Below are 24,232 nucleotides of genomic sequence, written 5' to 3' on the forward strand. Positions count from 1 at the left end.
GAATCAGTTCTTTAATTGTTCCAGGGCGCGGTGAAGCTCGGGGAACCCGAAGACAAAGCCGTGCTCCAGCAGTTTGGCGGGGAGTGCGCGCTGACCTAGCAGCAGAATCTCCGACAGCTCGCCAAGCGCGGCCTTAAGCACCCAAGAGGGCAGGGGGAACCAGTGGGGCCGATGGTATACGGAGCCGATTGCTGCGCCGAACTGATCGTTCGTTACCGGCTGCGGAGCTACGGCATTGACCGGGCCGGCCAAATTTGGACTCGCGGCGCAGAAATCGATCAGGGCTACCATATCGGAGAGGTGAATCCAGGACATCCACTGCCGCCCGCTGCCGATTCGGCCTCCGAAGCCGAACATGTACGGAAGCTTCATTTTGGGAAAGGCGCCGCCTTTACTGCCTAGCACCAATCCGGTCCGAAGCTTGACGAGCCGAATATCGGGGTAAGCACGATCCGCCGCTTCCTCCCAGGCCTGCACGACACTGGACGGGAAATCCATGACGCGCGGAGGCGAGGACTCATCAAAGGTATCTGTCAAGGAAGTGCCGTAGATCGCGACCGCAGAAGCTTGAATGACGGCTTTAGGTTTGACGTTCAGTCGGCCGATCAGCTGCGAAGCAGCGGATACAGTCTCGATTCTGGAATTCATAATCCGTTCCTTGCCGCTGCTGCTCCAGCGCTGGCTGAGAGATGATCCGGCGAGATTGACCAGGATATCGGACCCCTCTGCGGGTCCGGGATCTATACTGAGTTCCTCCCAGGTACGGTACTGAAGCCGGGGGTGAGATGCTGCATTGGCAGGAACCCGGCGGCCGACAACGACTATATCATGTCCGGCTTGCAGCCAATAAGCGGTCAGGGCGGTGCCGATAAAGCCAGTGCCGCCGCATATCATTGCTTTCATTGCTTCAAGCCTCCTTGCCTGAGTGCGGGTATTATCTGCTATTTAAAGTATAGCGTATCATTCTGCTGTTTGCGAAGATAAGGACCGCCCAACAGCATTGCCTGGATTTATTGTCCCAATCACGATAAAATAAATCTTAATTTCGAAGAAACGAGGGGAAACAGGCATGCTTAAAATCGGTTCCCATGTGTCTTGTGCAGACAAAGGGCTGCTCACTGCGGCCAATGAAGCCAATGAATACGGATCGAGCTCCTTCATGATATATACCGGCGCTCCGCAAAATACGCGCCGCAAGCCGATCGAAGATCTCTACATCGAGGAAGGCCGCGCAGCGATGAAGGCGAACGGCGTAGAAGAAATCGTTGTCCATGCTCCCTACATCATTAATCTGGCTTCCTATAAGAATCATACGTACCAGCTTGCCGTTGATTTTCTCCAGCAGGAGATTCACCGGACGCATGCTCTCGGCGTCAAGCATATTGTGCTTCATCCGGGCGCTTACACCGACATGGACCCGGAATACGGGATTGAGCGGATTGCCGACGGTCTGAACGAGGTGCTGAACGGGACGAATGAGACCGAGGTGCATATCGCGCTTGAGACGATGGCAGGCAAGGGTACGGAGATGGGGCGCAGCTTTGAAGAGATCGCCGCAATTATAGATAAGGTCACGCATAACGAGCGTCTCTCCGTCTGTCTGGACACCTGCCACATTCATGATGCAGGCTATGATATCGTGAACGATCTGGACGGTGTGCTGGAGCAGTTCGATCAGCTCGTCGGACTTAAGCGGATCGGCGTCGTGCATATCAATGACAGCAAGAATCCGCGCGGCAGCCACAAGGACCGCCATACCCCGATCGGTTCGGGGTGGATCGGATTCGATACCATCAACCGGGTTGTGCATCACGAGAGATTGGCAGGTCTTCCCTTCATTCTGGAGACACCGTGGATCGGCAAAGACGCCAAGACCCAGCGGCCGATGTACGAAGCTGAAATTGCGCTGCTTAGAGGGGATGTACAGGAACGCTTCGGCGGCGAGTTTTTGAATCAGGTTGAAGAGCTGCATGCCTTTTTTGCGAAGCAGGACGTGGATTCCCGCTCGTTCGTGCTGAATGTCTGGGAGCTGCTCAAGAGCGATGCCAAAGCCCGCAAGGCGGATCCGCGAGAACCGCTTGAACGTTTATATGATCAGATCATTGCGGCGGGATTGTTCCCCGGATTAAGCGAGGAAGCGGTGAACCAGCGGCTGATCGCCTGGCTTGCGGGCAAGCAGGTGCTGGTGGGCGCTTAAACATACGACCGGACAGACAACGAGAGGATGGAACAAGATTCATGGAACTGCATGTGAAAAGAGAACAACCCGCTTCTGAGGAACTGTATCCCGACCGCGCGCGGATGCTGATCTCCTGTCCGGACGGACCGGGCATCGTAGCGGCGGTATCGCGTTTTCTGCATGAACACGGGGCGAATATCGTGCAATCGGACCAGTATACGATGGATCCTTCCGGCGGAATGTTCTTTATGCGGATCGAGTTTGATTTGCCTGAGCTGGAGTCCCGGATGGAGGCCCTTAAGGCGGAGTTCGGCGAAATTGCGGAGAGCTTCCGAATGGACTGGCAGATCTTTCATGTAAGCCACAAGAAAAAACTGGCGATCTTCGTATCCAAAGAGGACCATTGTCTTGTGGAATTGCTCTGGCAGTGGCAAGCGGGCGATCTGGACGCTGACATTGCGCTTGTGGTGAGCAATCACCCTGATATGCGGGAGTATGTCGAGTCGTTCGGCATTCCTTATCATCATATCCCCGTTACGGCGGATACGAAGGCGGAAGCAGAGCGCCGGCAGCTTGAAGTCGTTGGCGATGATATCGATGTCATCATACTGGCGCGGTATATGCAGATTATTTCGCCGTCGTTCATCACGCATTATCGGAACCGGATCATCAATATCCACCATTCCTTCCTCCCGGCTTTTATTGGCGGCAATCCGTATGCGCAGGCATACAAGCGCGGTGTTAAAATCATCGGAGCGACGGCCCACTATGTGACGGAAGAGCTGGACGGCGGACCGATCATTGAGCAGGATGTGCAGCGGGTCAGCCATCGGCATGATGTCGGCGAGCTGAAGCGGATCGGGCGGACCATTGAACGCGTCGTGCTGGCGCGCGCAGTGAAATGGCATATCGAGGACCGCATCCTCGTCCATGAGAATAAGACGGTTGTATTTAACTAACATTTGCATATCGGCTTTTCGGTAAAAAAGCATTTTACCCACACTTTGGCGCTCACTGCCAAAGTGTGTTTTTGTATGTCCATAAAACAGGATTCTAAAGGAGGCGAACTGCTTGTCGGCCCCGCGCAGTCATTTGTTAAGGCGAAATTATGTATTGGCTTCACTCATTCTGGTCATCGGGTTCGGTGGATTGCTGGGCTATGATCTTTATTTCAAGCCCTATATTCTGTCGGAGTCTGTAGTGAAGGTCAGGGTGAGCGGAGGAGGCGTGCTGCCCAAAAATCACGAGCTTAAACCCGCTGAGCTTTATCTCGATTCGGTTCAAACGAAGGATGTTCCCGCAGGGGCTGTAACCAGTCTTGAACAGGCAGCGCGAAAAATAACCAACGTCAGCCTGACGGATGGAAGCATTTTGACGGGAGAACTGGTCGATTTGAATGATCTGGAGCCGCGAAGCGACGAAGGCATTTTCCCGGTTCCGAAGGATGCGATCTATGCCGTCAACGGTTCCTTGCGGAGCCGGGACAAGGTGGACGTGTATGTCGTGCAGGGAAGCGACAGCCGGAGGGACAGTGGGCTTCTCCGGACAGGCGATCAGGAGATCTCCGAAGCGGCGCTGCCGCCTGGGGAAGCGGTGCTGACCGGGATTACCGTCAATTATGTCCGTACGGAGGACAACAACGATGTCCGCGACACCGAGCTGGGCAATGACAACGACCGGGTGACCTCAACCGGCAAGGTGGCAGCTCCTGAGCTTAAGCTGAAGAAGGACGAGGGCGAAATGCTAAAGGGATATCTGGAGCGCGGCTTCAAGCTCTGGATTGTCCGGGTGGAATAGAAGGAATCGGAGGTGCAAGGACGATGAAAATATTCAGTGTAGGTTTGGACCAGCTTACTGTGAACGAAATCCGCCAGTCGGGCTACCAAGTGGTCATGCAGAGTGCTTTTCCCGATTCGGCTCAAGGTACAGACGATATGCTGATTGTTACAAGCGGCGAGGCGGGAGTATTGCAGCTGCGGGAGCTTCGGGAACGGTATCCCGGGTGGATGATCTTGTATGTCTATAACGAGCGGGGGGCTCGAGGCGGCAAAAGTGTGCATATGACCTGTGAGGAGCTCGGTATTCATTTCCTTCCTCCCCGTTCGACCGGCTCGGCTATCGTCGAAAAAATCCGCCTCATTCTGATGGAGGATCAGGATGAGCGGAGCAATGTGATTGCTGTGCTCGGTTCCGGTCCGGGCGTCGGCTGTACCAGTGTGGCGGGGATGCTCGCCGGCCGGATGGCTGCGGCGGGCCGGCGGGTCCTGCTGCTGGGCATGAATGTATATGATCCGGGCTATGACAGAAAACCGGCTATCAGCCTGGATCGCATCCGTTCCAAGCTGAGCGGCAGCCGGCTGAGCGATGAAGACTTCGGGCAGTGGATTCTTCAGGATGGCTACTACTATTTGCCGGGAAATTGCGATTACCTTGGTGCTCAGGATTACCGGGAGAGTGAGATGGAGTATCTTCTGGACCGAGCGTCGGAGCATGCCGAGATTGTTATCGCGGATTTGGGGGCGATTCCGGAGAGCGCCGCCTGGTATTCCGGGATGCGCAAGTCGGCGCTGCATCTCCTCGTTACCCATCCCCGGCATGAATCCCGGGTGGAGGCACTGCTTGAGCTGGCAGGGCATATGGACCTCGAACCGTCCGAATTCAAGCTTGTGGTGAACCGGCTCGGCCAGAGTGAAGCACTCTCTCCCAAGAGTCTGGCGCTCCGGTTCGGAGCTGAGCTGCTGCTGGAGCTTCCGCAATACGCTCAGGTATCCGGCCGACTGCCTCTTGGCAAGAAAGAGCTTGCCCAAGCCGATGAGAAGGTCCGGGCCATGCTGTCTTCCTTCGGCTTTGCTCCCGAGGTGCGAAAGAAAGGAATCTATCGATGACACTGCAGGAAGCGAATCAATCTCTCAGCGGTGCATCGAGAAAAGATGATGCAGTGGAGCCTCTTTTTTCCCTGAAGATGAGCATTCTTCGGAACAGCAAGCCCGGCAAGGAGGAGTTCTCCGCTTTTCTTAACCGGATGAAACAGGAAATGAATGCGGGACTGGAACGCGAGGATGAGGCTTATTTTGAGCTTAATGCCAAGGCGCTGACCGGCGATCCGCAAGCAGTTGGCTTTTTCATGAACGAGATTGAGAAGTATTTGCGGACCCATCCCTTCACCGGCAATGTGCCGGAAGCTTATGATACCGCCGCCGAAGCGCTGTTTCATGAATGGAAAGGCTTTGGTCCGGCTTACCGGTGGTTTACGGACAGGGCATATAGCGAGTCGACGGGACTACAGATCATAGGCCGGCAGATTTTTTACAACGTGAAGGGCAAATTCGTGCCGTATCCCTATGAGATGCCGTCGCTTGACCGGGTGGAGCAGCTGAAACGTTCACTTCTAAAGAGCGATCCGAACAAGAAGCTGAATAAGGACAACCCTTCCGTTGAATTAAAAATGGATGATCCGCTCTGGCCCGGCCGCTTCATTCGTCTGGCTATCTGGGTGGCGCCGCGGGTGTGGGAGGGTTTCACCACCATCTCCGTCCGCCGTCAGGTTGTGGAGTATCTGAGTATGGACGATCAGGCGGGAACGGAATGCATTCCGTCCGAAGCTGTGCCGATGATCCGTTCGCTGGCCATGACGTTCCGAAATACCATTATCGCCGGCTCGGTCGGCTCCGGCAAAACCACCTTCGCCAACACGCTTGTCGGCGAGCAGCTACTCGGCTCAGATTCCTGCATGGGTGTAGTGATGATCGAGAAGCACCCGGAATCGACGCTGCCGCACCAGATCAAGGGGCACCGGATTATTCCGATCCAGGCTGCCAACGAGGAACTGATGGAGGTCGGCATCGAATCGCTCCGCCATGATCCTAATCTGCTGTACATGACAGAAATGCGCTTCAACGAATGGGAATTTTACCTGTGGAGCGGGGAGAAGGGGTATGACGGCATTACGGGCACATTCCACACCGTCGATTCGGAGGACATTCCCTATCAAGGCGCTTTTGCCGTATCCACCCGGATTGGCGGCAGTCTGAAAGGACATCTGGTGTCCGCGCTAAAAGCTTGTGAGCTTGTGTTTATTTTGGAGAGTGTGGGAGAGGGGAAGAAACGGCTGTCCCGTATTTCCGAGGTCTTTTTCGATGAATCACGCAATTCGGTATTTGCGAATGATTTGATGCGGTGGAGCGGAGAAGCTGGGGGATGGACCTATAACGCTGAACTTACCAAAGGACTTGCGGCCAAAATGCGGCGAAAAAACCCGGATGCGGAAGCCGTGCTGCGGAACGAGCTGCGGAAGCTGGCAGCAGGAATGCCGATGAGTAGCCCGATCCGGGAAAGCCTGAAATCGAAAATCGTGCTGAACGAGTAGGAGGAACGGAAATGGAAGGACTAATGGGCCTCTTGCGGTTCGCACTGCATCTTCTGGCTGCTCTTGGCATCTGGATGCTGGTAAGGCAGCTTGCCGGACAGGAAATCCGTGAGGCGGTGGATCGTTTCCACTATCGGCTGAGTCTCAAAAAGTCCGCTTCGCGTAATCGTTATGGCCGGAACGGAAGGCAAATGCGGGTTCCTTTTTACGATCATTTGGATCGTCTTCTCTACATGGCGAAGCGGAATTATGATCCAGGAACCGCGGTATACGGCTTTCTTACTCAATCCGCCGTGCTGACGTTAGCCATTTTTATATGCGGCGCTCTTACCTTTCATGAGCTTCCGGGGCATTTGGTTTTTCATAACCCTTTTATGGAAGGCATGACCTTTGACGAGAACGGACCGGATGGGGAGTGGTGGAAGATGCCTCTTTTTCTCGCTGCTTTGGCCGGATCAGTGCCTTATCTGCGTCTGCGGTATGTCTCTGCCCACAACAAGGTGAGCGGAAGCTATCATCTGCTGGATGTTGTCAAAATCGCCGCCAAGTTTACGCATCTGCCGGTCGACGCGCTTCTGAGCAATACCGCTGATGCCCTGGAAGCTGACAATGTGCTGGCATCGCCGCTTAGAGTGCTGTCCTCTGCTTTTGCGGGCTACAGTACAGAAATGGAACTGCTGGATGAAACCCGGCGGTTCTCGGCGGCGGTCGGAACGACATTTGCCGTTGAGTTCGTGTCGGATCTGCTCTATTCGGAGAAGGAAGGCGGCTTCTATCTGAAAAATTCCCTGTTGACCCTGACCCGCTCCATGGAACGGCAGCGCGAAGCCATTTTGGCCGTAAAAGCGAACAGCCGGGATGCCATCAGTCTAGGGCTGTACGGCAATCTGATCGTTCTGTTTTTCTCGCTGGGAACCTTTATTTATATGCTGAAGCCTGCCGTTTACTTTCACCTTCAGTTTGAGACGAAGCCTGGGCTGGCTTTTATGATGGTGATTCTGGCGGGGCTGTTCCTTTCGTTCGTGATTGGCAGCGCGCTGTCCAGGCCGAAGCTTGATTATCATTGAGGATGGGATGAGGAGATAACGTATGGACCGATTTTTTATGCTTGCGGCCGTAATCGGAACTATTTATTTGGCGATTCTGGTCTTCGTGAGCTCGACGGAGCAGCAGGAACGATACATGCTCCGGCTTCGCCACAGATGGGAAGGGCTGGGAGAACGTCTGGATCAGGGGAAGCTGGCCCAGCTTCTTGATGACAGCGGCTTGATGATCTCTGCGAGAAAAGTAACGCTGCTTCGCTACTCAGCGGCACTTCTGTATGTGCTTGTGCAATCTCTAGGGAGCTATATCCGGGGCGTTCCTTTCAGCTGGTGGGATTTGCTGATTGGCGTACTGATCCTCGTCCTGACCAGCCCTGCCCGCTTACTGCCGTTAGGCTGGGTGCTGTCGTGGCTCCATCGGCGTTCTGTTATCCGGAAAGACGGTGAGCTGATCTCCTTCTTGAGGTTATATGAGAATAACCGGCTTCGCAAAAGAGGCTATTCGCAGTTCGGTATTTTTTGCGCGGAAGCTGCCGGCCACTTTGTTCACATCCGCCATGATCTGTACGAGTTGTCCGAGCGTGCGGTGGATGAAGGGCCGGAACGGGCAATTGTATGGTTCTGTGGAAGGTTTCCGGAGGGGCACCCGTTCATCGGGGACATCCGCTCGATTCTGCTGGCTACGGAAGGAATGGATGACGACCTGGAGGCGGCGTCTTATTTGAAGGAGCAGGGAAGCATCATCGCCCAAATTTCCAGCGATCAGTATCTTCGGAAGTGGTCCATCATTGGGGATGTCGCTACCGTTATTAACGTAATCCCGTCGATTGCCACTTTTTTGATGATCGTTACGCTGGCTATGCAGTACATCATGCTCATAAAGGGGAATTTCAATGAAATTCGTCTGTTTCAGTGAAGTGCAATTTTGTCATATTCAATCAAGCTTTAAAAAAATAAAATGAAAAGGGAGTTTTTAACAATGAAAAAAGATGCTATTTCTGCCGGTTTGTTTATCGCCATCGGATTTCTGTGTGTCGCTATCGTTATCGCCGTGCTAATTCCGCTTGTGCGGGACGTCATCGACGACGCGGACAACAACCGCCCCGACGTGCCGGCCGCCAGCCTGTACATGCCGCTTCCTCATGCAGATTTATTGTCGAACTCGGTCACAACAGGGGAGGCGTAAGCGCCATGAAGAATGACTCAATTTCCGTGGCCTTGTTTCTTGCCATCGGTTTTGTGATCGCCGGCATTTTCATTTCCTTTGCCACAGGCATGATCGGCAGCGGTCAGGATGATATTATCGCCCATTCGAAGCAGGTAGAGAGCTATTGATGAGCCAAAAGTGGGCGGACAGGCAAGCGGATCTTCTGAACAGAGGGAAAGGAGTAGAATCTGCAGGCGATGAAGGACACAGTTCTGCGGGCATTGTTCATGTGGCTGGTGCTGTTTATTGTGCTGCAGCCGATGATGACGTATGTCGATTATTTGCTGGATCTTCAGATTAAGGCTAATACCTCGTACCTTGCGCAGAAAGCCGCAACCGAAGGAATGGTAACCGCGAGCATGCGAAGCGAAGTGGTGAATAACCTTAAGGCTCTGGGCTTCACGGAATCGTCGGTCGAGATTTCAAGCAGCACGGCAGCGCTTCAGGATCGTGGCGTAAGACTTGACGTTTATATCCGAGCGCCGCGGATTTCCATGTTCCCCTACAATTTTTCCGGAAACGCGCAATCGTCCTACTACTACGGGCATGGCTCGACTATGAGCGAATATCTGGAGTAAGGGGAGCCTATGGACTATATAATCAAGCTGGCGTTTGTACTGCTGATCTTTATGTATTCCTGGTTTTTTCAGGTGCAAAATCAGGAATGGGATGTTGACCGGGAACTGCTTAAGAGCGCCAACAACATGGCGGTTCACGATGCCGCACAGCAGTTGGATGAGGCCGCACTGGCTGAAGGACAGCTCGTGATCGACCGGCACGAAGCCGAGGCTTCGTTCAGGGAGACGCTAAAGGCGAATTTGGGGCTGGATGACAGCCTCAATCCCCTGGCGGGCAGCCGTCTAAGATCCAAAGTGGAGATTGTGGATTTCGAGATAATTGACGAGGCTTCCGGCAGATCGTTCCCATTTTTGTACGAAGACAGCCGCTTCGGCATCACGAAATATCTTCAGGGGCCATCGGTGATTGCCGTAATCAAGACCAGGCATCCCGTACTGCTCGCCCGCTCCAAGCTTCAGGATGATATCCAGGTGCCGGCGGTTCAGGAGTACAAGCCTGATGAATGAAGAATCGTAGGGTTCGTTCTCTATATGAAAGGCAGCGGCGGTGGACAATTAACGACTTTAGGTGGTAGCACTACAAGCCGCCTGCCTGCGCTTTCAGTGCATCGGCAAGCATCCCCGCCGGAACAGATGAGGGAGTTTTGCCGATACATATGCGCAAAGGTAAAGGTACATAAATCAAATTAAGGGAGAGAGTCGATATGAAAAAAATGATGTTAAAAGCAAGCGCAGCGGTTCTGCTGCTTACCCAGGTAGTAGCGGGAGGGATTCCGGCAGCGGCTGCAGAGCAGCCTGCTCCAAAGGTTGCTGCGGCAGCCGCAACAGCGGCGCCGGTGATGACGGATAATTTGGCGAAGTATGGGTTGAAGAAGGATGTGGAGCTGCCGGTGACGGTAACAGCGGGAGGGTTGAGTTATACGCTGGAGAAGATCATGATTTATGAAACGAAGTCGGCCACGGCTCAGGCGCTGATTAAAAAATATGGGTATACCGGAACCGAAGGACAGAAGTATTTCATCTGGACAAAGATAACCATCAAGAACAGCAGCAATGCCAAGGTACAGTTTAGTTCCAAGGATTTAAGCGATAAATGGAGATTCAACTTTGGCGAAGAAGCCTTTACGTCCATGCCTAGAAAATTTGCGGAAAAGGTGAATAACACTGAAGTGCTTTGGACATGGGAGCTTGCACCAGGGAAAAAGCTCACGAGTTACCAAGCTTATACCTATAATGACAAATTAGAACGTTTTTACATCACAGTAGACAACAAAGGGCAGAAAAATGTTGTAGATGTGGTAAAAAAATGAAAAAGGCAATATTTCGAGGGATCATTGGAACTCTTCTAATCGCCGCAGTCATAAATCCTTCTGTTTCGTTCTCGGCTGAGGCTCCCAATGTGAAAACCGGATCGGTTTCCGTTCCTGTAAGCATTGGTCTGACGGGCTCGGGTAACGCGGCCAAAACCTACCTGCTAGATTTACCCAGCGGTATACTTGCTTCCTCGATCCGTAGCGGATCACTGAAATATTCCGGAAACAACACGATCATTGACTCCATTAGCATCGAGAACGGGAAGATCAAGCTGAAACTGAAGGGAAACGAGAAGAAAGAAACATTCTCAGTAAGAGGAGCCTACAATCGTTACGATGACAAATTTCGTAGTGTCCCTGGTAACTCTATTTGGAGATACGCAGATGGTCGACGTTGGCAAATCAACGATTACGACGAAGACAGGAAAGCCAACTTTAGCTACAATTTCAATGCCACGGATTCCCTGACGCCGTCTGGAGATCCGCCACATCGAGCAGTAACAACGAAATCAACACCGGTTGATCCGAGTACAGCCGTATGGTACAAGGATGAAAGTTCAAAAGTGGAATACAGCAGCGTAGATCCCTCCAGCGTTGATATTGTGGCTTCTCCGTCATCTAGTGGGGACCTCTCTATTAAAAACGGCGGCTTTACTGTAACCCATGTCATACCGACTCAGAATTTCACTCCCGAGGAGGTGCCCGACAGTTTTGAAAAAGGTCCCTGGGTTATTGGGAGGTTGTATTACACCACGGTATACTACTATTTCACCGGCACAGCCAGAGTCACAGCCTACAGCTATAGCGGTACAGTCTCTTTCGATTACACACTACCATCAGAACCCACCCTCGACGGCAAGGTAACCGTAGTCAACCCCAGCCCTAACCCGACTCAATTCAAGGGCGTTAATATCCCGGTTACCTTAAGGGTAAATGGCAATCTATTAGCCTATACGGATTCGTCTAACATCCAGGAATGGGTGTTTTATGCGAAGGAAACTGGGTCGTCGGATGTGAAAATGATGAAGGATTACAACAAGGTACTAAGCAGTACCCAGTCATTCAGTACCTTTATTCTTCCGAAGGATAAAGTTAAACAGGCAATCGAGGCGAGGGGCGAATTTGAGCAAGAATACACGCTTACCGTTACTGTGCGTTTCTCCAGACCTGTAGCCACAGCTTCCGGGAGTATCTCTTCACTAACGCAGACGATGAAGGCGACGGTAGGGGCTGCCAATAATCCTGATCCACCGCCAACCGGTGGCAATAAGCGGCCTGTCGCCATTCTGAGCGTTCCGGATTCGGTTATGGCCGGGCAGGAATTTTTGGTCTATGGTGCAGACTCGTATGACCCGGACGGAACGATTGTCGATTACAACTACGGCACGGGTCCTGCCGTCGATGAGGTAACGGGGAAATACGGGTTCACTTGGTATCCGTTGTCTGAGGTGGGGAACACGCGGACGATTAGCCTTGTCGTCACAGATAATGATGATCTCTCAGGCAGCACTACGGGCAAAGTGGATATTGAAGCTCCCAAACCAAGGGCGGCTATTACTGTTCTGGGTACGAAAAAAGAGAACCGTAAGGTTACGCTCCATAATGCCAGCATCGACCTGGCTACACATTTTCCAATGGACCCGGCCAAGACCCGGATTATGATTCAGGCTGTCAGCGGCGGCACGGCTTCCGATATCAAGTACAGCGGATCGCTCAGTGGCGTAAACGACAAAGATGTCGTGTTCAAAAAGCCAGGGACTTACAGGGCGACGATTTATGTGGAGAATAATGTAGGGTATTCCGACACCGCTCAAATCACATTTGATATTGCACCGGATCAACCGCCTGTACCGTACATTTCGGTTCCGAGCCAGGCTTACCGTGATCCGGACAATGGCAATAAGGCGGCGGCTGTGCTGGATGATTTGTCTTTTTCACCGGACTTTGATTATATCGGTCACCGGTTTTGGCAGTACCGCTATGATTCGGACAATGATGGCAGCTTTACCGACGAATCCTGGACAACGCTCAGTGATGGCAATGAGAGCCGGGTTAATTTCACCCCTGCAAAGGTAGGCCGGTATGAAATCAGGCTTACCGTGACCGAGGAATTCGACCAGCCAACGATTGACGAGTTCGTTACGGCGGCAGACCGGAAATCAGCTAATACGGATACGCAGAGTGCGGCAGAAAAGATCGTGACCGTATATAACCGTGCCCCGGTTGTGGACTGGTCTTGGTAGAGAGGAGGGAAGTACATCTTGAAGATATGGATTAGAAGCTTAGGTATCGTATCTCTGATCGCAGCGCTGCTGCTTCCTTTGGTCCCCGTAGTGGATATCCCAGTGTTGCTTCCGAAAGCGGAGGCAGCCGGTGAGGTCATCGAATTTAACCAGATTGATGTTCCCGCGCTGCATTTAGCGGCCAGCAGGCCGGCTCCGTATGGAGCCGATGATAACTGGTATGCGGGGAACATGACTGTTGATATTCCGGATTTTTCTGCGAATATGAAATACAATCAGGTCACAGGAGAACTGCATATTGATTTATCCCGTCTCTATCTCCCGACTTCGTGGATCATTAATCGTGAGCCATTAGGCGCTTATCCCAAGAGTCCGGACCAATCTTCCCGATGGACGCACGGATATGTTGCAGGCTTTGCCAGCCGTATTTTAGTTACGTATGCAGATGGCAGTACCGCAGTTATCGCTAACGTTGGAACAGGAGGGAGCTTTGATCCGCCGGATACCCGAACTTACGTTGATGCGACAACGCAATATACGGCGCTCCCCTCGTATGCCTATGTAGATCATTTTCTGGCAGACTGGGAATGGTACTCTTATGTGGAGCATAGGCAAATCACCAACTCGTTCTCCGCTTATGTGGTGCCGAGCAAAAAGCCAATCAAGATCCAATTCTTGCAGTCCTTTTCGGATACGTATTGGGTGAGCGATAAATTTCTTAACTCATCAGCTATAAAAATGTACAACTCATATGTAACTACCGATGACCGATCATTTCCGCTAACAACGAATAAAGATCCATCTTTGACGCTCACTTCGGCGCCGGGACTGAACATTATGAATGAGACGGGGTTTAGCACCTACAACCTGGAGGGCTACGTTCAAGACGTGGACAATGACACGCTGGATGTAATCGCGGAAATTCCGAATGTATTTTACAAAAAAATCTCCCTATCCAGTACCGCCTCGCCTAAAAATTTCATTATTCCTATCGACGCGATCACGGACAGCCTATCCCCGGGGAACTATACGATCAACGTGAAAGCTGTGGACCCCTTTAATATGAAGGCTGAAGCATCAAGTTCCATCACAGTAACGAAGAGGTTGAAAAACAAGGCGTTCCTGCTGGTTAATGAACCGGTCAGCATATCCGGCAGCTACTCCGACTATGAGAATGACCCGAAGTACGCGGAGAGGTTCAAATACGACCAGGACCCGAGTCTTTTTGACAATCCGATGGGGCTGATTTCAGATAGCGGGCTGTGGAGAACCAGCAAATATACGTCTTTCCCGTATACTGGTGCTTACGTGGCAAGCTTCCAGAACCGGGACAACCCGCTCAATGACGACCGGTTTGATGAATTCCGGAAATGGAGCCGGGACAATTTATCCAGCATGACCTTCCTGGTGCATCGCAGGCCCATTGCGCTGTTCACGGCAAGGTTGAGCAACGGGACCGTATCGCTTGCCGACCGATCGTATGATCTGGATCATATTTCGGCTCCCTCGAAAGGGATCTATGCCTGGCAGTGGCAGTATAAGAAAACATCGGAAGAGGTTTGGACGGAAGGCCAGCTCTCAACCCTCCCAAGCAGCGACCAATACGACATCCGGCTACGGGTACGGGATATAGACGGTCCGGATGGGATCGGGGTATGGAGCGACTGGTATCAGGTCACGGTTGGCAGCCCAAGCAATTTGCCTCCTGTCGCCCTCTTCACCGTTACGCCGAACTATGTCAGCCACCGGAAGAGCACAACGATCACGGATCAATCCTTTGACCCGGACAACGATCCGCTGGATCAGTACGAATGGTCGGTTGTGAAAAATGGAGTGGGAACCAAATGGTACTCAATTGGCTCAGCAACGACACCGCCAAATATTGCTTCCTATGGAGTCGGCAGCTATACGGTTACGCTTAAAGTCCATGACAACCGCGGGCTATGGTCCAATCCGTATTCCCAGACCGTGCAGGTGATCAACTCGCCTCCGGTGGCTGCTTTTACGATGCCAAGTGAGCTGTACCGGGATTCGGTGGTTGCCATGACCAACTTGACCCCTGATCCGGATGACGACGACGAGGCTGTCAGCTACAGCTGGAACTCCAGGTTGAACAGCAGCGGGTATTATTACGAGGGCAGCAACCGCAACCAGAATGTTAGCATCCGGAGTCTGATCTCGCAAATGGGGATTACGGATAAGCAGGCCGTTTCGGATGGTTGGGAAATGCGCTTGACGGCATCTGACGGTACTTTAAGCTCCAATGCGACGCAGCTGTTCACGGTTCTGAATCATGTTCCCAGTGCTGCCATCAACGGGTCAGACACGGCAGTTCAATACAATTCCTATGCGTACACATCGGCCGACGAAGACGGAGATCCATCCGATATGAGCAGCCTGCAATATTATTGGAAAATAACCGATTCGGACGGCGGGGTGAAAATGCTCCGGACGCCAAATGTGCAGCTCACCTACAATGAGCCTGGCGTTTATACACTCGAACATTGGGCCGTGGACCAGATTGGAGACAAGTCGAATATTGCTTCGCTGAAGGTAACGGTAGCCGAGAATCAGCCTCCAGCCATGACGCTGACCTCTCCCCCGGGCATTCGGTCCAATCCGACGATCATTGATGCGGAGAAGGAAGGGGACCCATTGATCAAATGGAATTACTCAGATCCGAATGGAGATCCGCAGGAGAAATACCGGCTGGAGTTCTACACCAAGGATAGCCTTTTAGCCAAAACGATTGAGAACGACGACAGCACCGGATCTATCCGGCAGTACCAGATGCCCAACCAATCCCTGGAACGATTCCTGTTCTACTCGGTGGTCGGTCGGGCGTATTCCAAGAACAACTGGTCCGAAATCTCTAACGAGAAAGCGTTCATTATCGACAACCCGCCCGTTCCCGGCTTCACCCTGATCACCGATACGGGGAAGGACGCCACGAAGGTTCCCATTTATCGGACGGATGTTTTGCAGGTTGAGAGCACAGCGTATGACGAAGATGAAGCCAAGGGCGACACACTGTCGTATCAATATTATCTGAAAAAGAGCGGCGGTTCCGAGGGGCAAGTAAACACAGCCGCCGACTTCAGCAAGCAGTTCACTAGCAACGGCATCTTTACGTACCGTCAGGTGGTGACAGACTCTCTGGGTCTGTTCCGTGAGGTTATTCACGCTTTGACCGTGGTGAACCGGCTGCCGGCAGTCAGCTTGACCTTCCCGACAAGTGACACCTTGTCCAAGCCGACCATCTCCAGCACATTGACTCCGATCATCAAATGGAGCTATTCCGATCCAGACGGGGATGAGCAGCAGCGCTTCCAGGTCAAAATTTACGATGCTGTATCGAGTGTACTGCTCGTGGATTCGGGGGAACAAGTCTCCGCAGCGAACCAGTGGAAGGTTCCGGCCGGTGCGCTGGAAGAGAATCGAAAGTATGCGGTCGAGGTTACGGTTCACGATGGTCTGGGAAGCGAGGGCTTTGGCAGCACCACTTCCCCGCGCAAGTATATGCTGGTTAATCTGCTGAGCGTAAAAGGCGGGGTCAAGCATACATCGGATTGGAATATGAACCGGCAAAATTACAATCTGAAGCAGACCGGCGATCCGGAGAGCCCGCGGGCGTACAATGTCTTTTGGGCGGGAGAGAAGTTCGTACTGGCGGCAGATGCAACCGGACTACCGGATACTATCGAAGTTACCATGGACGGCGGTTTTACCACACAAATGACAGTAATCGATGAAGATAAGAAATTATGGACCGGCTCGCTGAGCGATGAATCGTTCCAGTATCTGACGGATGGACCCATTACGTTTACCTTTACTGCCACAAATGAATATCAGACGAAAACGGATAAGGTTACGGTCTATATTTCAGGGGTCTGGAGCGACTACTTCCGGAATCACCGGATCAAATGATACAGGGAAGAGGCCGCGCGGCGGCTTCTTCCTTTTTATGATGGAACATAATAAAAGGGCCGCGAATGGCCCATTAAATACTTTACTTCTTTAGTTTCAATTTATATTTGCTAATAACAGAATTTAAAAAGGTCTGATATTCAGACTCCGATGCTTTTTCTTCAATTCTCATTGATTTTGAATCTGGAGCAATCTCTGAGTTGCCATTTAAATTAAATTTACCAAGATTCAAATTCAAGACGAAGTATTGTCCCTGGTCATTCTTTTTAAGAAAGATAACATATTCCGAATCTTTTTTGAGCTTTGAATACTCGTTACGAGTAATTTTTGTATCTTTCTTTTCCGTGTCAGTGTAACCTACGGGTTCAGCTACTTGGAATGTCTGACCGGACACCAAATCCAGGTCGGCAGGCTTCTTCAGCACTGACGTTACTTTTAGATCTGTTAAAGTGTAAAACTCTTGAATATTCCCATCACCATACGTTGTAGTTACATGTTCTCTATCTTTAAAATCACTGACAGGAGTCCCTGTAAGTATTAAATCTGAGTGTTCCTCCAGCGCATCTACATTTGAATATGTTATATAAAGGCCTTCAGTGCTTACAACCTTCTCGTCAGCTATAGAAGAAGGCTGTGGGGCATTGATATTACTTTTTACTTCATATGATTGATAGAAAAAATACCATCCTGCTGCCAGAGTAAGCATTATACTCAATAATAAATAACTGCTGTTTTTAACTCTTTGACTTATCATAGGATCTAATTCCTCCTAAAAAATGAATATCCCCATTTAGTTTGCTTATTTATCGTAAAATAAACTTTACACTAAAATCTTACAAATTATATGATATTTATAAAATTGTCATAGCATAGTGCTTGCAAGAAACATTAATCCTTATGAAGCTCCGAAAAAAATTCCGGCTGGAGTGCAATGCCAAAGACTTTTCCACTCCAATAACGTGTATAAATCGCGCGTCAAACTGGCGACACTTGAATGGTTAGACCGAAGGTTCGCAAAAACAATGGTAATGCTTCCACATTAGTGATACAATAATAGTCAAAATGACATTCTTGAGTTCCAGAGGAGGATTAATTGAATGACTGAACAACAGGCAAAAGAGCAAGCGATCCAGAAAGACGAGAACTCCACGATCGACAATCTGTCGATTACGACGATCCGTACGCTTGCTATTGATGCAATCGAGAAAGCCAAGTCCGGCCATCCGGGTATGCCAATGGGCTCCGCGCCGATGGGCTATCAGCTTTTTGCGAAGACGATGATCCACAATCCGGACCATCCGACCTGGGTGAACCGCGACCGGTTCGTTCTGTCGGCCGGACACGGCTCCATGCTGCTGTACAGCCTGCTGCATCTCAGCGGATATGATCTTCCGATGGAAGAACTGAAGCAGTTCCGCCAATGGGGAAGCTTGACTCCGGGTCACCCCGAGTTCGGCCACACCGCAGGCGTTGACGCTACTACCGGTCCGCTTGGCCAAGGCATTGCCATGGCTGTCGGCATGGCGATCGCGGAAGCGCAGCTTGGCGCTACCTATAATAAAGATCAGTACAATGTGATCGACCACTATACCTACGCCATTTGCGGCGACGGCGACCTGATGGAGGGTATTTCCTCTGAAGCCGCGTCTCTGGCAGGCCACCTGAAGCTGGGCAAATTGATCGTGCTGTACGATTCGAATGACATCTCTCTCGACGGCAAGCTGAACCTGGCGTTCTCTGAAAATGTGGCTCAGCGCTTTGAAGCCTATGGCTGGCAGGTGCTGCGCGTGGAAGACGGCAACGATCTGCCGGCGATCGGCAAGGCTGTTGCGGAAGGCCAGGCTGTAACGGACAAGCCGACCCTGATCGAAGTGAAGACGGTTATCGGCTACGGCAGCCCGAACAAGCAGGGCAAGGGCGGTCATGGCGGTACGCACGGTTCGCCGCTCGGCGCCGAAGAAGCGAAGCTGACCAAGGAATTCTACAAATGGGTATACGAAGAAGACTTCTATGTTCCGGATGAAGTGCGCGCCCATTTTGCTGAAGTGAAAGCTAAAGGCATCGCCGCCAACAAAGCGTGGGATGAGAAGTTCGCGGCGTACAAGCAGGCAAATCCGGAGCTTGCGGCCCAGCTCGAAACCGTGCTGAACGGCGACCTGAAAGAAGGATGGGACGCCAAGCTTCCGTTCTTCACAGCAGAAGACAAAGCGGTGTCCACCCGTGTGGCTTCCGGCAATGCACTGAACGGCCTGACCGAAGGCGTTCCGCAGCTGTTCGGCGGCTCCGCAGACCTGGAGAGCTCCACGATGACGCATCTGAACGGACTGGCTTCGTTCACGCCTGAATCGTATGATGGCCGCAACATTTACTTCGGCGTGCGTGAATTCGGCATGGCCGCAGCCATGAACGGCATCGCGCTGCATTCCGGCCTGAAGGTGTTCGGCGGCACGTTCTTCGTCTTCACGGATTACCTGCGTCCGGCCGTTCGTCTGGCCGCGATCATGAAGCTGCCGGTTACGTACGTGCTTACGCATGACAGCATCGCTGTTGGCGAAGACGGTCCTACGCATGAGCCGATCGAACAGCTGGCTTCCCTGCGCATTATTCCGGGCCTCACGGTCATCCGTCCGGCTGACGCCAACGAGACCTCCGCTGCCTGGGCTTACGCCATGGAGAACAAGTCGAACCCGGTAGCCCTGGTGCTTACCCGCCAGAACTTGCCAATCCTCCCAGGAACGGTGGAAGGCGTTCGCGAGAACATCAAGCGCGGCGGCTACGTCGTGTCGGAAGCCAAGGGCAAGCCGCAGGCTCAGCTGATCGCAACCGGCTCCGAAGTTCAGCTGGCTGTAAAGGCCCAAGCTGCGCTGGCTGAACAAGGCATTGACGTTCGCGTCATCAGCCTGCCGAGCTGGGATCTGTTCGAGAAGCAGGATAAGGCATACCGCGATTCCGTCATCCTGCCGGATGTCAAAGCTCGCCTGGCGATCGAAATGGCGCAGACCTTTGGCTGGGAACGTTATACCGGCGACCAAGGCGACATTCTTGGCATTACTACCTTCGGCGCTTCGGCTCCTGGGGACACGGTAATCAAGGAATACGGCTTCACCGTAGAAAATGTTGTTTCCCGCGTGAAAGCTTTGCTGTAATATAGTAAAGACCATACCAGCGAAGCCAAGGGGGACAAGAGAAGCATGAGTCAGTTCAACAACGCAACCGTTCAGAAGCAAGCCAATATTTATTACGATGGAAAAGTAACCAGCCGTGCGGTGACTTTGGAGGATGGCCTCAAAGTTACACTCGGCATTATGCTTCCGGGCGTGTATGAGTTCGGTACCGAAGGACCGGAGACGATGGAGATTCTGTCCGGCAAGCTGAAGGTGCTGCTGCCAGGCGCGGACAGCTGGCTGGATATCGATGGAACGGAGACCTTCCATGTTCCCGGCAATTCCAAGTTCTCTCTTGAGATTTTCACGGTAACTGACTACTGCTGCTCCTATCCGAAGAACCTGTAATAATCAGACAACCCTAAACTGCACTACCGATTGCAGCAATAGCGTCCAACAGCCTGATAAGGCGGATGCTGTTGCTGCATTTTTTACCTCAATTGAATATGTGCGTATGATGATTTCATGATTGGCAGCCCGAAGCGGGCCTTCGAAGGGTAGACGGGGCGGTCGGAGATTGGAGGCCGGTGTTTCCCGGAAAATGGGGCAATATAACTTCAGGCTCGGTCAGGAGGAGATGCAGCGGATGGCGACTAAGAGTCCTTCTGAGGCAAAAAAACTGCCAGCAGGCGGTATTCATACCGCAGCCGGCAGTTCTATGGGATATGGCGAGTTGGGAGGGTATCGGCGAAACCCGACGGCAAGCGTTAGGAAACTGTTAGGGATCTGACGAGAAACTGTTAGGTAACGCCCGGTCCACAGGCTGCAATGTGTTATTCGCTGATTGTGCTCCTGGTCCGCAAGCCGCTTCGCGTTATTCACCGATCGTGCGCCCAGTTCACGGGCCGCTCCGTGTTATTCGCCGATCTTACGCCCGATCCAAGCCTCGTAGGTCTTAACCACGGCGGACAGGTCTTCGTCACCGCTGCCGCTGTTGTAGCCGGCCTGGAACAGGCTCTTGACGAGCTCGAGGGCAGGAGTCGGCACGCCGTTCGCTCCGCCGAGCTGGGAGGCGAGCTTGAGATCCTTCAGCATAAGTCCCAGGGAGAACTGGTTGCTGAAGTCGCCGTCGATGATTTTGCGGCCTTTGAGTTCGACCTGCTTGCTTCCCGCGGACCCGTTCTGGATCAGCTCCAGGAACTTGTCCGCCGGCACGCCGGATTTCACGGCGATGGAGAAGCCTTCGGCCAGCGCGATGTTGTGGATGCCGACCATCGCATTATGCGCCAGCTTCGCCGCAGCGCCGCTGCCGTTCTCGCCCATATGCAGGAGCAACCGCCCCATGGCGTCAAATACGTCGCGGTTCGCTTCAATAATATCGGCGCTGCCGCCGACCATGAAGACGAGCGTCCCGTCGACAGCGCCGGGCTTGCTACCGGTAACCGGCGCATCGAGGAAATGCCCGCCCTTCGCGCTGACGGCGGCTGCGATTTCCTTGACGAGTCCGGGGGAGATGGTGCTGGAATCGATGATCACCGTTCCGGGCCGGAGCGTTTCGATCAGTCCGTCCGTTCCGTAGAAGACGTCACGGATGGAATCATCATTGCTCACCATTGTGATGATAATGTTCTTGCCTTCCGACGCTCCCCGGGGAGTGGAGGCAGAGGCCGCGCCTTCGGCGACCAGCGGCTCGCATTTGGATGCCGTGCGGTTGTACACCGTTACCTGGAATCCCGCCCGCAGCAGGTTGAGAGCCATGGGCGCCCCCATCGTTCCGAGTCCGATAAAAGCGATTTGTTTCATGAAGTTTCACACCTTTGCTAATTTTTAACAACTGGGTAGGGTGAGGTAACGAGTTGGCGGGGGATTAACCGGAACGAACACGCTTGTTCTCTAAAGAAAACGGGCGCATTCCCGGAAATCCTGCCTAATCCTCTCTAGTTTAGCATGGCCAGGGAGGACGTTCCAGCGCCGCAGGGGCCGGGATTGCTGGCAGGAATCCTTCCATGCGGCCCGCTGTCTGGTCCAAATTGATACTCCGCCCTGTGCCCAAGTACCTTGCCAGCCCCGAGAAATTAAAGTATCCTATTATCAAGTTGTTACATTCGTGTCAAATCGAAAGAGAACCAGGAGGGTACCATAACCGATGTCCAAGAAGATTAGCTTCGACTACAGCAATGCGCTGACTTTCGTTAACCAGCATGAGATTGACTATTTTGCAGCGCCGATCAAGCTAGCTCATGAGCAGTTACATAGCAAGACGGGAACAGGCTCCGATTATACCGGATGGATCGATCTTCCCCAAACGTATGACAAAGAAGAATTCGCCCGCATCCAGGCGGCTGCCAAGAAGATTCAAGGCGACTCCGAGGTGCTGATCGTGATCGGCATCGGCGGCTCTTATCTGGGAGCCCGAGCAGCGATCGAATCGCTGACTCATTCCTTCTACAATAACCTGGACAAATCCAAACGCAAGACTCCGGAAATCTACTTTGCCGGCAACAACATCAGCTCGACGTATGTGACTCACCTGCTCCAGCTGATCGAAGGCAAGGATTTCTCCGTTAACGTTATTTCGAAATCCGGCACCACAACCGAGCCGGCAATCGCTTTCCGTATCTTCCGTGCAGCACTTGAGAAGAAATACGGCAAAGAAGAAGCTCGGAAGCGCATTTACGCAACCACCGACAAGGCAAGAGGCGCACTCAAGACGCTTGCCACTGAAGAAGGCTATGAAACATTCGTCATTCCGGACGATGTTGGCGGACGCTACTCCGTACTAACAGCTGTGGGCCTTCTGCCGATCGCCGCAGCGGGCATCAGCATCGAAGAGATTATGGCAGGAGCCGCAGCCGCAGCCGACGAGTTCAACAATCCGGACGTGGCGACGAACCTGAGCTATCAATACGCGGCAGTGCGCAACGCCCTGTACCGCAAAGGCAAGACGACTGAAATTCTCGTCAACTACGAACCGTCGCTGCACTATGTATCGGAGTGGTGGAAGCAGCTGTTCGGCGAGAGCGAAGGCAAGGACTTCAAGGGCATCTATCCTTCCTCCGTCGATTTCTCGACCGATCTGCACTCCATGGGCCAATTCATCCAGGAAGGCAACCGCAACATTTTTGAGACGGTTATCCAGGTGGATCAGGTCAGAGAGCACATCACCATCGAGAGCGACCCGGATGATCTGGACGGACTGAACTTCCTGGCAGGCCAGACCGTTGACTTCGTCAACAAGAAGGCATTCCAGGGCACATTGCTGGCCCACACGGACGGACAGGTTCCGAACCTCGTGGTCACCATTCCGGACCAGACGCCGTACAGCTTCGGATACCTCGTATACTTCTTTGAAAAAGCCTGCGGTATCAGCGGATACCTGCTTGGCGTCAACCCGTTCGACCAGCCGGGCGTAGAAGCATACAAGAAGAATATGTTCGCGCTGCTTGGCAAACCGGGCTACGAGAAGGAGAAAGCCGAGCTGGAAGCCAGACTTTCCGAGTAGTATTGCCGTTACACACGACATCAACTGAACCAAAGGCGCAATTCACTGGAGAGCAGTCCATAGGGTATCCATTACCGGGGCTGCTCTTCCCATATCATGAAATCATCAACGCACACAAGGAATGAATGAAGAATGCTGGAAGAATACCGGACGGTACGGACTTCGGGATCGAAGGAAGTCGTCATCCGCAAATCGCGTTTTATCGGTCACGTCATGCCGGTCGACAGCGAAGAAGAAGCCGCTATGTTTATCGAGGACATCAAGAAGAAGCACTGGAACGCGACGCATAACTGCTCGGCTTACATGATCGGCGAACGTGACGAGATTCAGAAGCAGTCGGACGATGGCGAGCCAAGCGGAACGGCCGGGAAGCCGATTCTGGAGGTCATCCGGAACCAGGGTGTGAAGAATGTGGCGATTGTTGTTACTCGCTACTTCGGCGGCATTTTGCTGGGAGCAGGCGGGCTGATCCGGGCTTATACGGACGGAGCCGTGCTTGCACTGGAGGCCGGTGAGGTGATCACCCGGGTGCTGCGGCGCGAGGTATTCGTGGAAATCGAGTATACCTGGCTGGGCAAGGTCGAGAATGAGCTGCGCAGCCGCGGATATATGACGGGAGAGACGGAATTTACCGACAAGGTGAAACTGTTATGCCTCCCCAAAAATGCAGAGGCGGATGCTTTTATGGCATGGATGACGGATTTAACACAAGGGCAGGCACTGGTCACGGAAGGCAGGCGGATTTATTTTAGCGAAGGAGATTAGAAAAT

Annotated in this window: 21 protein-coding genes; 18 read left to right on the plus strand and 3 right to left on the minus strand. The window is 52.6% G+C overall.

Annotation, left to right across the window (positions count from 1 at the left end):
- Positions 1–3 precede the first annotated feature (3 nt).
- Positions 4–903 carry a TIGR01777 family oxidoreductase gene (locus PSTEL_RS06615; RefSeq protein ID WP_038694351.1) on the minus strand — a complete coding sequence of 300 codons (900 nt, stop codon included), beginning with the start codon at positions 901–903 and terminating at the stop codon, positions 4–6.
- 166 nt (positions 904–1,069) lie between these two features.
- Here PSTEL_RS06615 and PSTEL_RS06620 point away from each other — a divergent pair, with 166 nt between their 5' ends.
- The 14 genes from PSTEL_RS06620 to PSTEL_RS06680 all read left to right on the plus strand — a co-directional run bounded on the left by PSTEL_RS06620 (position 1,070) and on the right by PSTEL_RS06680 (position 16,856).
- Positions 1,070–2,197 (plus strand): deoxyribonuclease IV, encoded by a 1,128-nt coding sequence (locus PSTEL_RS06620; protein WP_038694352.1) that lies wholly within the window; start codon positions 1,070–1,072, stop codon positions 2,195–2,197.
- 41 nt (positions 2,198–2,238) lie between these two features.
- Positions 2,239–3,138: a formyltetrahydrofolate deformylase gene (gene purU / locus PSTEL_RS06625; RefSeq protein ID WP_038694353.1), complete on the plus strand. Its 900-nt coding sequence runs from the start codon at positions 2,239–2,241 to the stop codon at positions 3,136–3,138.
- Between the two features lie 154 nt (positions 3,139–3,292).
- Positions 3,293–3,976: a CpaB family protein gene (locus PSTEL_RS06630; protein ID WP_156995806.1), complete on the plus strand. Its 684-nt coding sequence runs from the start codon at positions 3,293–3,295 to the stop codon at positions 3,974–3,976.
- 23 nt (positions 3,977–3,999) lie between these two features.
- Positions 4,000–5,064: a P-loop NTPase family protein gene (locus PSTEL_RS06635; RefSeq protein ID WP_038694355.1), complete on the plus strand. Its 1,065-nt coding sequence runs from the start codon at positions 4,000–4,002 to the stop codon at positions 5,062–5,064.
- A complete protein-coding gene (locus PSTEL_RS06640) occupies positions 5,061–6,545 on the plus strand; it encodes an ATPase, T2SS/T4P/T4SS family (protein WP_038694356.1) in 1,485 nt (494 codons plus the stop codon). Before PSTEL_RS06635 ends, PSTEL_RS06640 begins: the two co-directional genes overlap by 4 nt.
- A gap of 11 nt (positions 6,546–6,556) precedes the next feature.
- A complete protein-coding gene (locus PSTEL_RS06645) occupies positions 6,557–7,612 on the plus strand; it encodes a hypothetical protein (protein ID WP_038694357.1) in 1,056 nt (351 codons plus the stop codon).
- 22 nt (positions 7,613–7,634) lie between these two features.
- Positions 7,635–8,504 carry a hypothetical protein gene (locus tag PSTEL_RS06650; RefSeq protein ID WP_038694358.1) on the plus strand — a complete coding sequence of 290 codons (870 nt, stop codon included), beginning with the start codon at positions 7,635–7,637 and terminating at the stop codon, positions 8,502–8,504.
- A gap of 63 nt (positions 8,505–8,567) precedes the next feature.
- A complete protein-coding gene (locus PSTEL_RS06655; RefSeq protein WP_038694359.1) occupies positions 8,568–8,774 on the plus strand; it encodes a hypothetical protein in 207 nt (68 codons plus the stop codon).
- A 5-nt stretch (positions 8,775–8,779) separates the two neighbouring features.
- Positions 8,780–8,923, plus strand: coding sequence for a hypothetical protein (locus tag PSTEL_RS27490; RefSeq protein WP_156995807.1), 144 nt, complete (start codon positions 8,780–8,782; stop codon positions 8,921–8,923).
- 69 nt (positions 8,924–8,992) lie between these two features.
- A complete protein-coding gene (locus PSTEL_RS06660) occupies positions 8,993–9,373 on the plus strand; it encodes a hypothetical protein (protein ID WP_038694360.1) in 381 nt (126 codons plus the stop codon).
- A gap of 9 nt (positions 9,374–9,382) precedes the next feature.
- Positions 9,383–9,880 carry a hypothetical protein gene (locus PSTEL_RS26070; RefSeq protein ID WP_052098239.1) on the plus strand — a complete coding sequence of 166 codons (498 nt, stop codon included), beginning with the start codon at positions 9,383–9,385 and terminating at the stop codon, positions 9,878–9,880.
- A gap of 197 nt (positions 9,881–10,077) precedes the next feature.
- Positions 10,078–10,683 (plus strand): hypothetical protein, encoded by a 606-nt coding sequence (locus tag PSTEL_RS06670; RefSeq protein WP_038694361.1) that lies wholly within the window; start codon positions 10,078–10,080, stop codon positions 10,681–10,683.
- Positions 10,680–12,929: a hypothetical protein gene (locus PSTEL_RS27495; protein WP_156995808.1), complete on the plus strand. Its 2,250-nt coding sequence runs from the start codon at positions 10,680–10,682 to the stop codon at positions 12,927–12,929. Before PSTEL_RS06670 ends, PSTEL_RS27495 begins: the two co-directional genes overlap by 4 nt.
- An 18-nt stretch (positions 12,930–12,947) precedes the next feature.
- Positions 12,948–16,856, plus strand: coding sequence for a glycoside hydrolase family 78 protein (locus PSTEL_RS06680; RefSeq protein WP_038694363.1), 3,909 nt, complete (start codon positions 12,948–12,950; stop codon positions 16,854–16,856).
- 82 nt (positions 16,857–16,938) lie between these two features.
- On the opposite strand, the gene PSTEL_RS06685 is transcribed toward PSTEL_RS06680, so the two are convergent.
- Positions 16,939–17,610, minus strand: coding sequence for a hypothetical protein (locus PSTEL_RS06685; RefSeq protein WP_038694364.1), 672 nt, complete (start codon positions 17,608–17,610; stop codon positions 16,939–16,941).
- Positions 17,611–17,953: 343 nt separating this feature from the next.
- Here PSTEL_RS06685 and tkt point away from each other — a divergent pair, with 343 nt between their 5' ends.
- Together tkt and ppnP are read left to right on the plus strand one after the other, a co-directional pair.
- A complete protein-coding gene (gene tkt, locus PSTEL_RS06690; RefSeq protein ID WP_038694365.1) occupies positions 17,954–20,002 on the plus strand; it encodes a transketolase in 2,049 nt (682 codons plus the stop codon).
- Between the two features lie 45 nt (positions 20,003–20,047).
- Positions 20,048–20,368, plus strand: coding sequence for a pyrimidine/purine nucleoside phosphorylase (ppnP, locus tag PSTEL_RS06695; protein ID WP_038694366.1), 321 nt, complete (start codon positions 20,048–20,050; stop codon positions 20,366–20,368).
- Positions 20,369–20,875: 507 nt separating this feature from the next.
- On the opposite strand, the gene PSTEL_RS06705 is transcribed toward ppnP, so the two are convergent.
- Entirely contained in the window at positions 20,876–21,763 is an 888-nt protein-coding gene (locus tag PSTEL_RS06705; protein ID WP_038694368.1) for an NAD(P)-dependent oxidoreductase, read from the minus strand.
- Between the two features lie 343 nt (positions 21,764–22,106).
- On the opposite strand from PSTEL_RS06705, the gene PSTEL_RS06710 reads away from it, so the two are divergent.
- Both PSTEL_RS06710 and PSTEL_RS06715 read left to right on the plus strand, forming a co-directional pair.
- The gene (locus tag PSTEL_RS06710; RefSeq protein WP_038694369.1) at positions 22,107–23,462 is read left to right on the plus strand and encodes a glucose-6-phosphate isomerase; all 1,356 of its coding nucleotides are present in this window, start codon (positions 22,107–22,109) and stop codon (positions 23,460–23,462) included.
- 132 nt (positions 23,463–23,594) lie between these two features.
- Positions 23,595–24,227, plus strand: a complete 633-nt coding sequence (locus tag PSTEL_RS06715; RefSeq protein ID WP_038694370.1) for a YigZ family protein — start codon at positions 23,595–23,597, stop codon at positions 24,225–24,227.
- Positions 24,228–24,232 lie beyond the last annotated feature (5 nt).

This window comes from Paenibacillus stellifer (assembly GCF_000758685.1).
Taxonomy (GTDB): Bacteria; Bacillota; Bacilli; order Paenibacillales; family Paenibacillaceae; genus Paenibacillus_AQ; species Paenibacillus_AQ stellifer.

What these genes read in the sequence shown, in the direction of transcription:
- PSTEL_RS06715 (WP_038694370.1), top strand. Translation starts at nt 23,595, where the DNA reads ATGCTGGAAGAATACCGGACGGTACGGACTTCGGGATCGAAGGAAGTC.
- PSTEL_RS06615 (WP_038694351.1), bottom strand. Translation starts at nt 903, where the DNA reads ATGAAAGCAATGATATGCGGCGGCACTGGCTTTATCGGCACCGCCCTG.
- PSTEL_RS27490 (WP_156995807.1), top strand. Translation starts at nt 8,780, where the DNA reads ATGAAGAATGACTCAATTTCCGTGGCCTTGTTTCTTGCCATCGGTTTT.
- PSTEL_RS06650 (WP_038694358.1), top strand. Translation starts at nt 7,635, where the DNA reads ATGGACCGATTTTTTATGCTTGCGGCCGTAATCGGAACTATTTATTTG.
- PSTEL_RS06635 (WP_038694355.1), top strand. Translation starts at nt 4,000, where the DNA reads ATGAAAATATTCAGTGTAGGTTTGGACCAGCTTACTGTGAACGAAATC.
- PSTEL_RS26070 (WP_052098239.1), top strand. Translation starts at nt 9,383, where the DNA reads ATGGACTATATAATCAAGCTGGCGTTTGTACTGCTGATCTTTATGTAT.
- PSTEL_RS06645 (WP_038694357.1), top strand. Translation starts at nt 6,557, where the DNA reads ATGGAAGGACTAATGGGCCTCTTGCGGTTCGCACTGCATCTTCTGGCT.
- PSTEL_RS06655 (WP_038694359.1), top strand. Translation starts at nt 8,568, where the DNA reads ATGAAAAAAGATGCTATTTCTGCCGGTTTGTTTATCGCCATCGGATTT.
- PSTEL_RS06640 (WP_038694356.1), top strand. Translation starts at nt 5,061, where the DNA reads ATGACACTGCAGGAAGCGAATCAATCTCTCAGCGGTGCATCGAGAAAA.
- PSTEL_RS06705 (WP_038694368.1), bottom strand. Translation starts at nt 21,763, where the DNA reads ATGAAACAAATCGCTTTTATCGGACTCGGAACGATGGGGGCGCCCATG.
- tkt (WP_038694365.1), top strand. Translation starts at nt 17,954, where the DNA reads ATGACTGAACAACAGGCAAAAGAGCAAGCGATCCAGAAAGACGAGAAC.
- PSTEL_RS06710 (WP_038694369.1), top strand. Translation starts at nt 22,107, where the DNA reads ATGTCCAAGAAGATTAGCTTCGACTACAGCAATGCGCTGACTTTCGTT.
- PSTEL_RS06660 (WP_038694360.1), top strand. Translation starts at nt 8,993, where the DNA reads ATGAAGGACACAGTTCTGCGGGCATTGTTCATGTGGCTGGTGCTGTTT.
- PSTEL_RS06670 (WP_038694361.1), top strand. Translation starts at nt 10,078, where the DNA reads ATGAAAAAAATGATGTTAAAAGCAAGCGCAGCGGTTCTGCTGCTTACC.
- ppnP (WP_038694366.1), top strand. Translation starts at nt 20,048, where the DNA reads ATGAGTCAGTTCAACAACGCAACCGTTCAGAAGCAAGCCAATATTTAT.
- PSTEL_RS06620 (WP_038694352.1), top strand. Translation starts at nt 1,070, where the DNA reads ATGCTTAAAATCGGTTCCCATGTGTCTTGTGCAGACAAAGGGCTGCTC.
- purU (WP_038694353.1), top strand. Translation starts at nt 2,239, where the DNA reads ATGGAACTGCATGTGAAAAGAGAACAACCCGCTTCTGAGGAACTGTAT.
- PSTEL_RS06685 (WP_038694364.1), bottom strand. Translation starts at nt 17,610, where the DNA reads ATGATAAGTCAAAGAGTTAAAAACAGCAGTTATTTATTATTGAGTATA.
- PSTEL_RS27495 (WP_156995808.1), top strand. Translation starts at nt 10,680, where the DNA reads ATGAAAAAGGCAATATTTCGAGGGATCATTGGAACTCTTCTAATCGCC.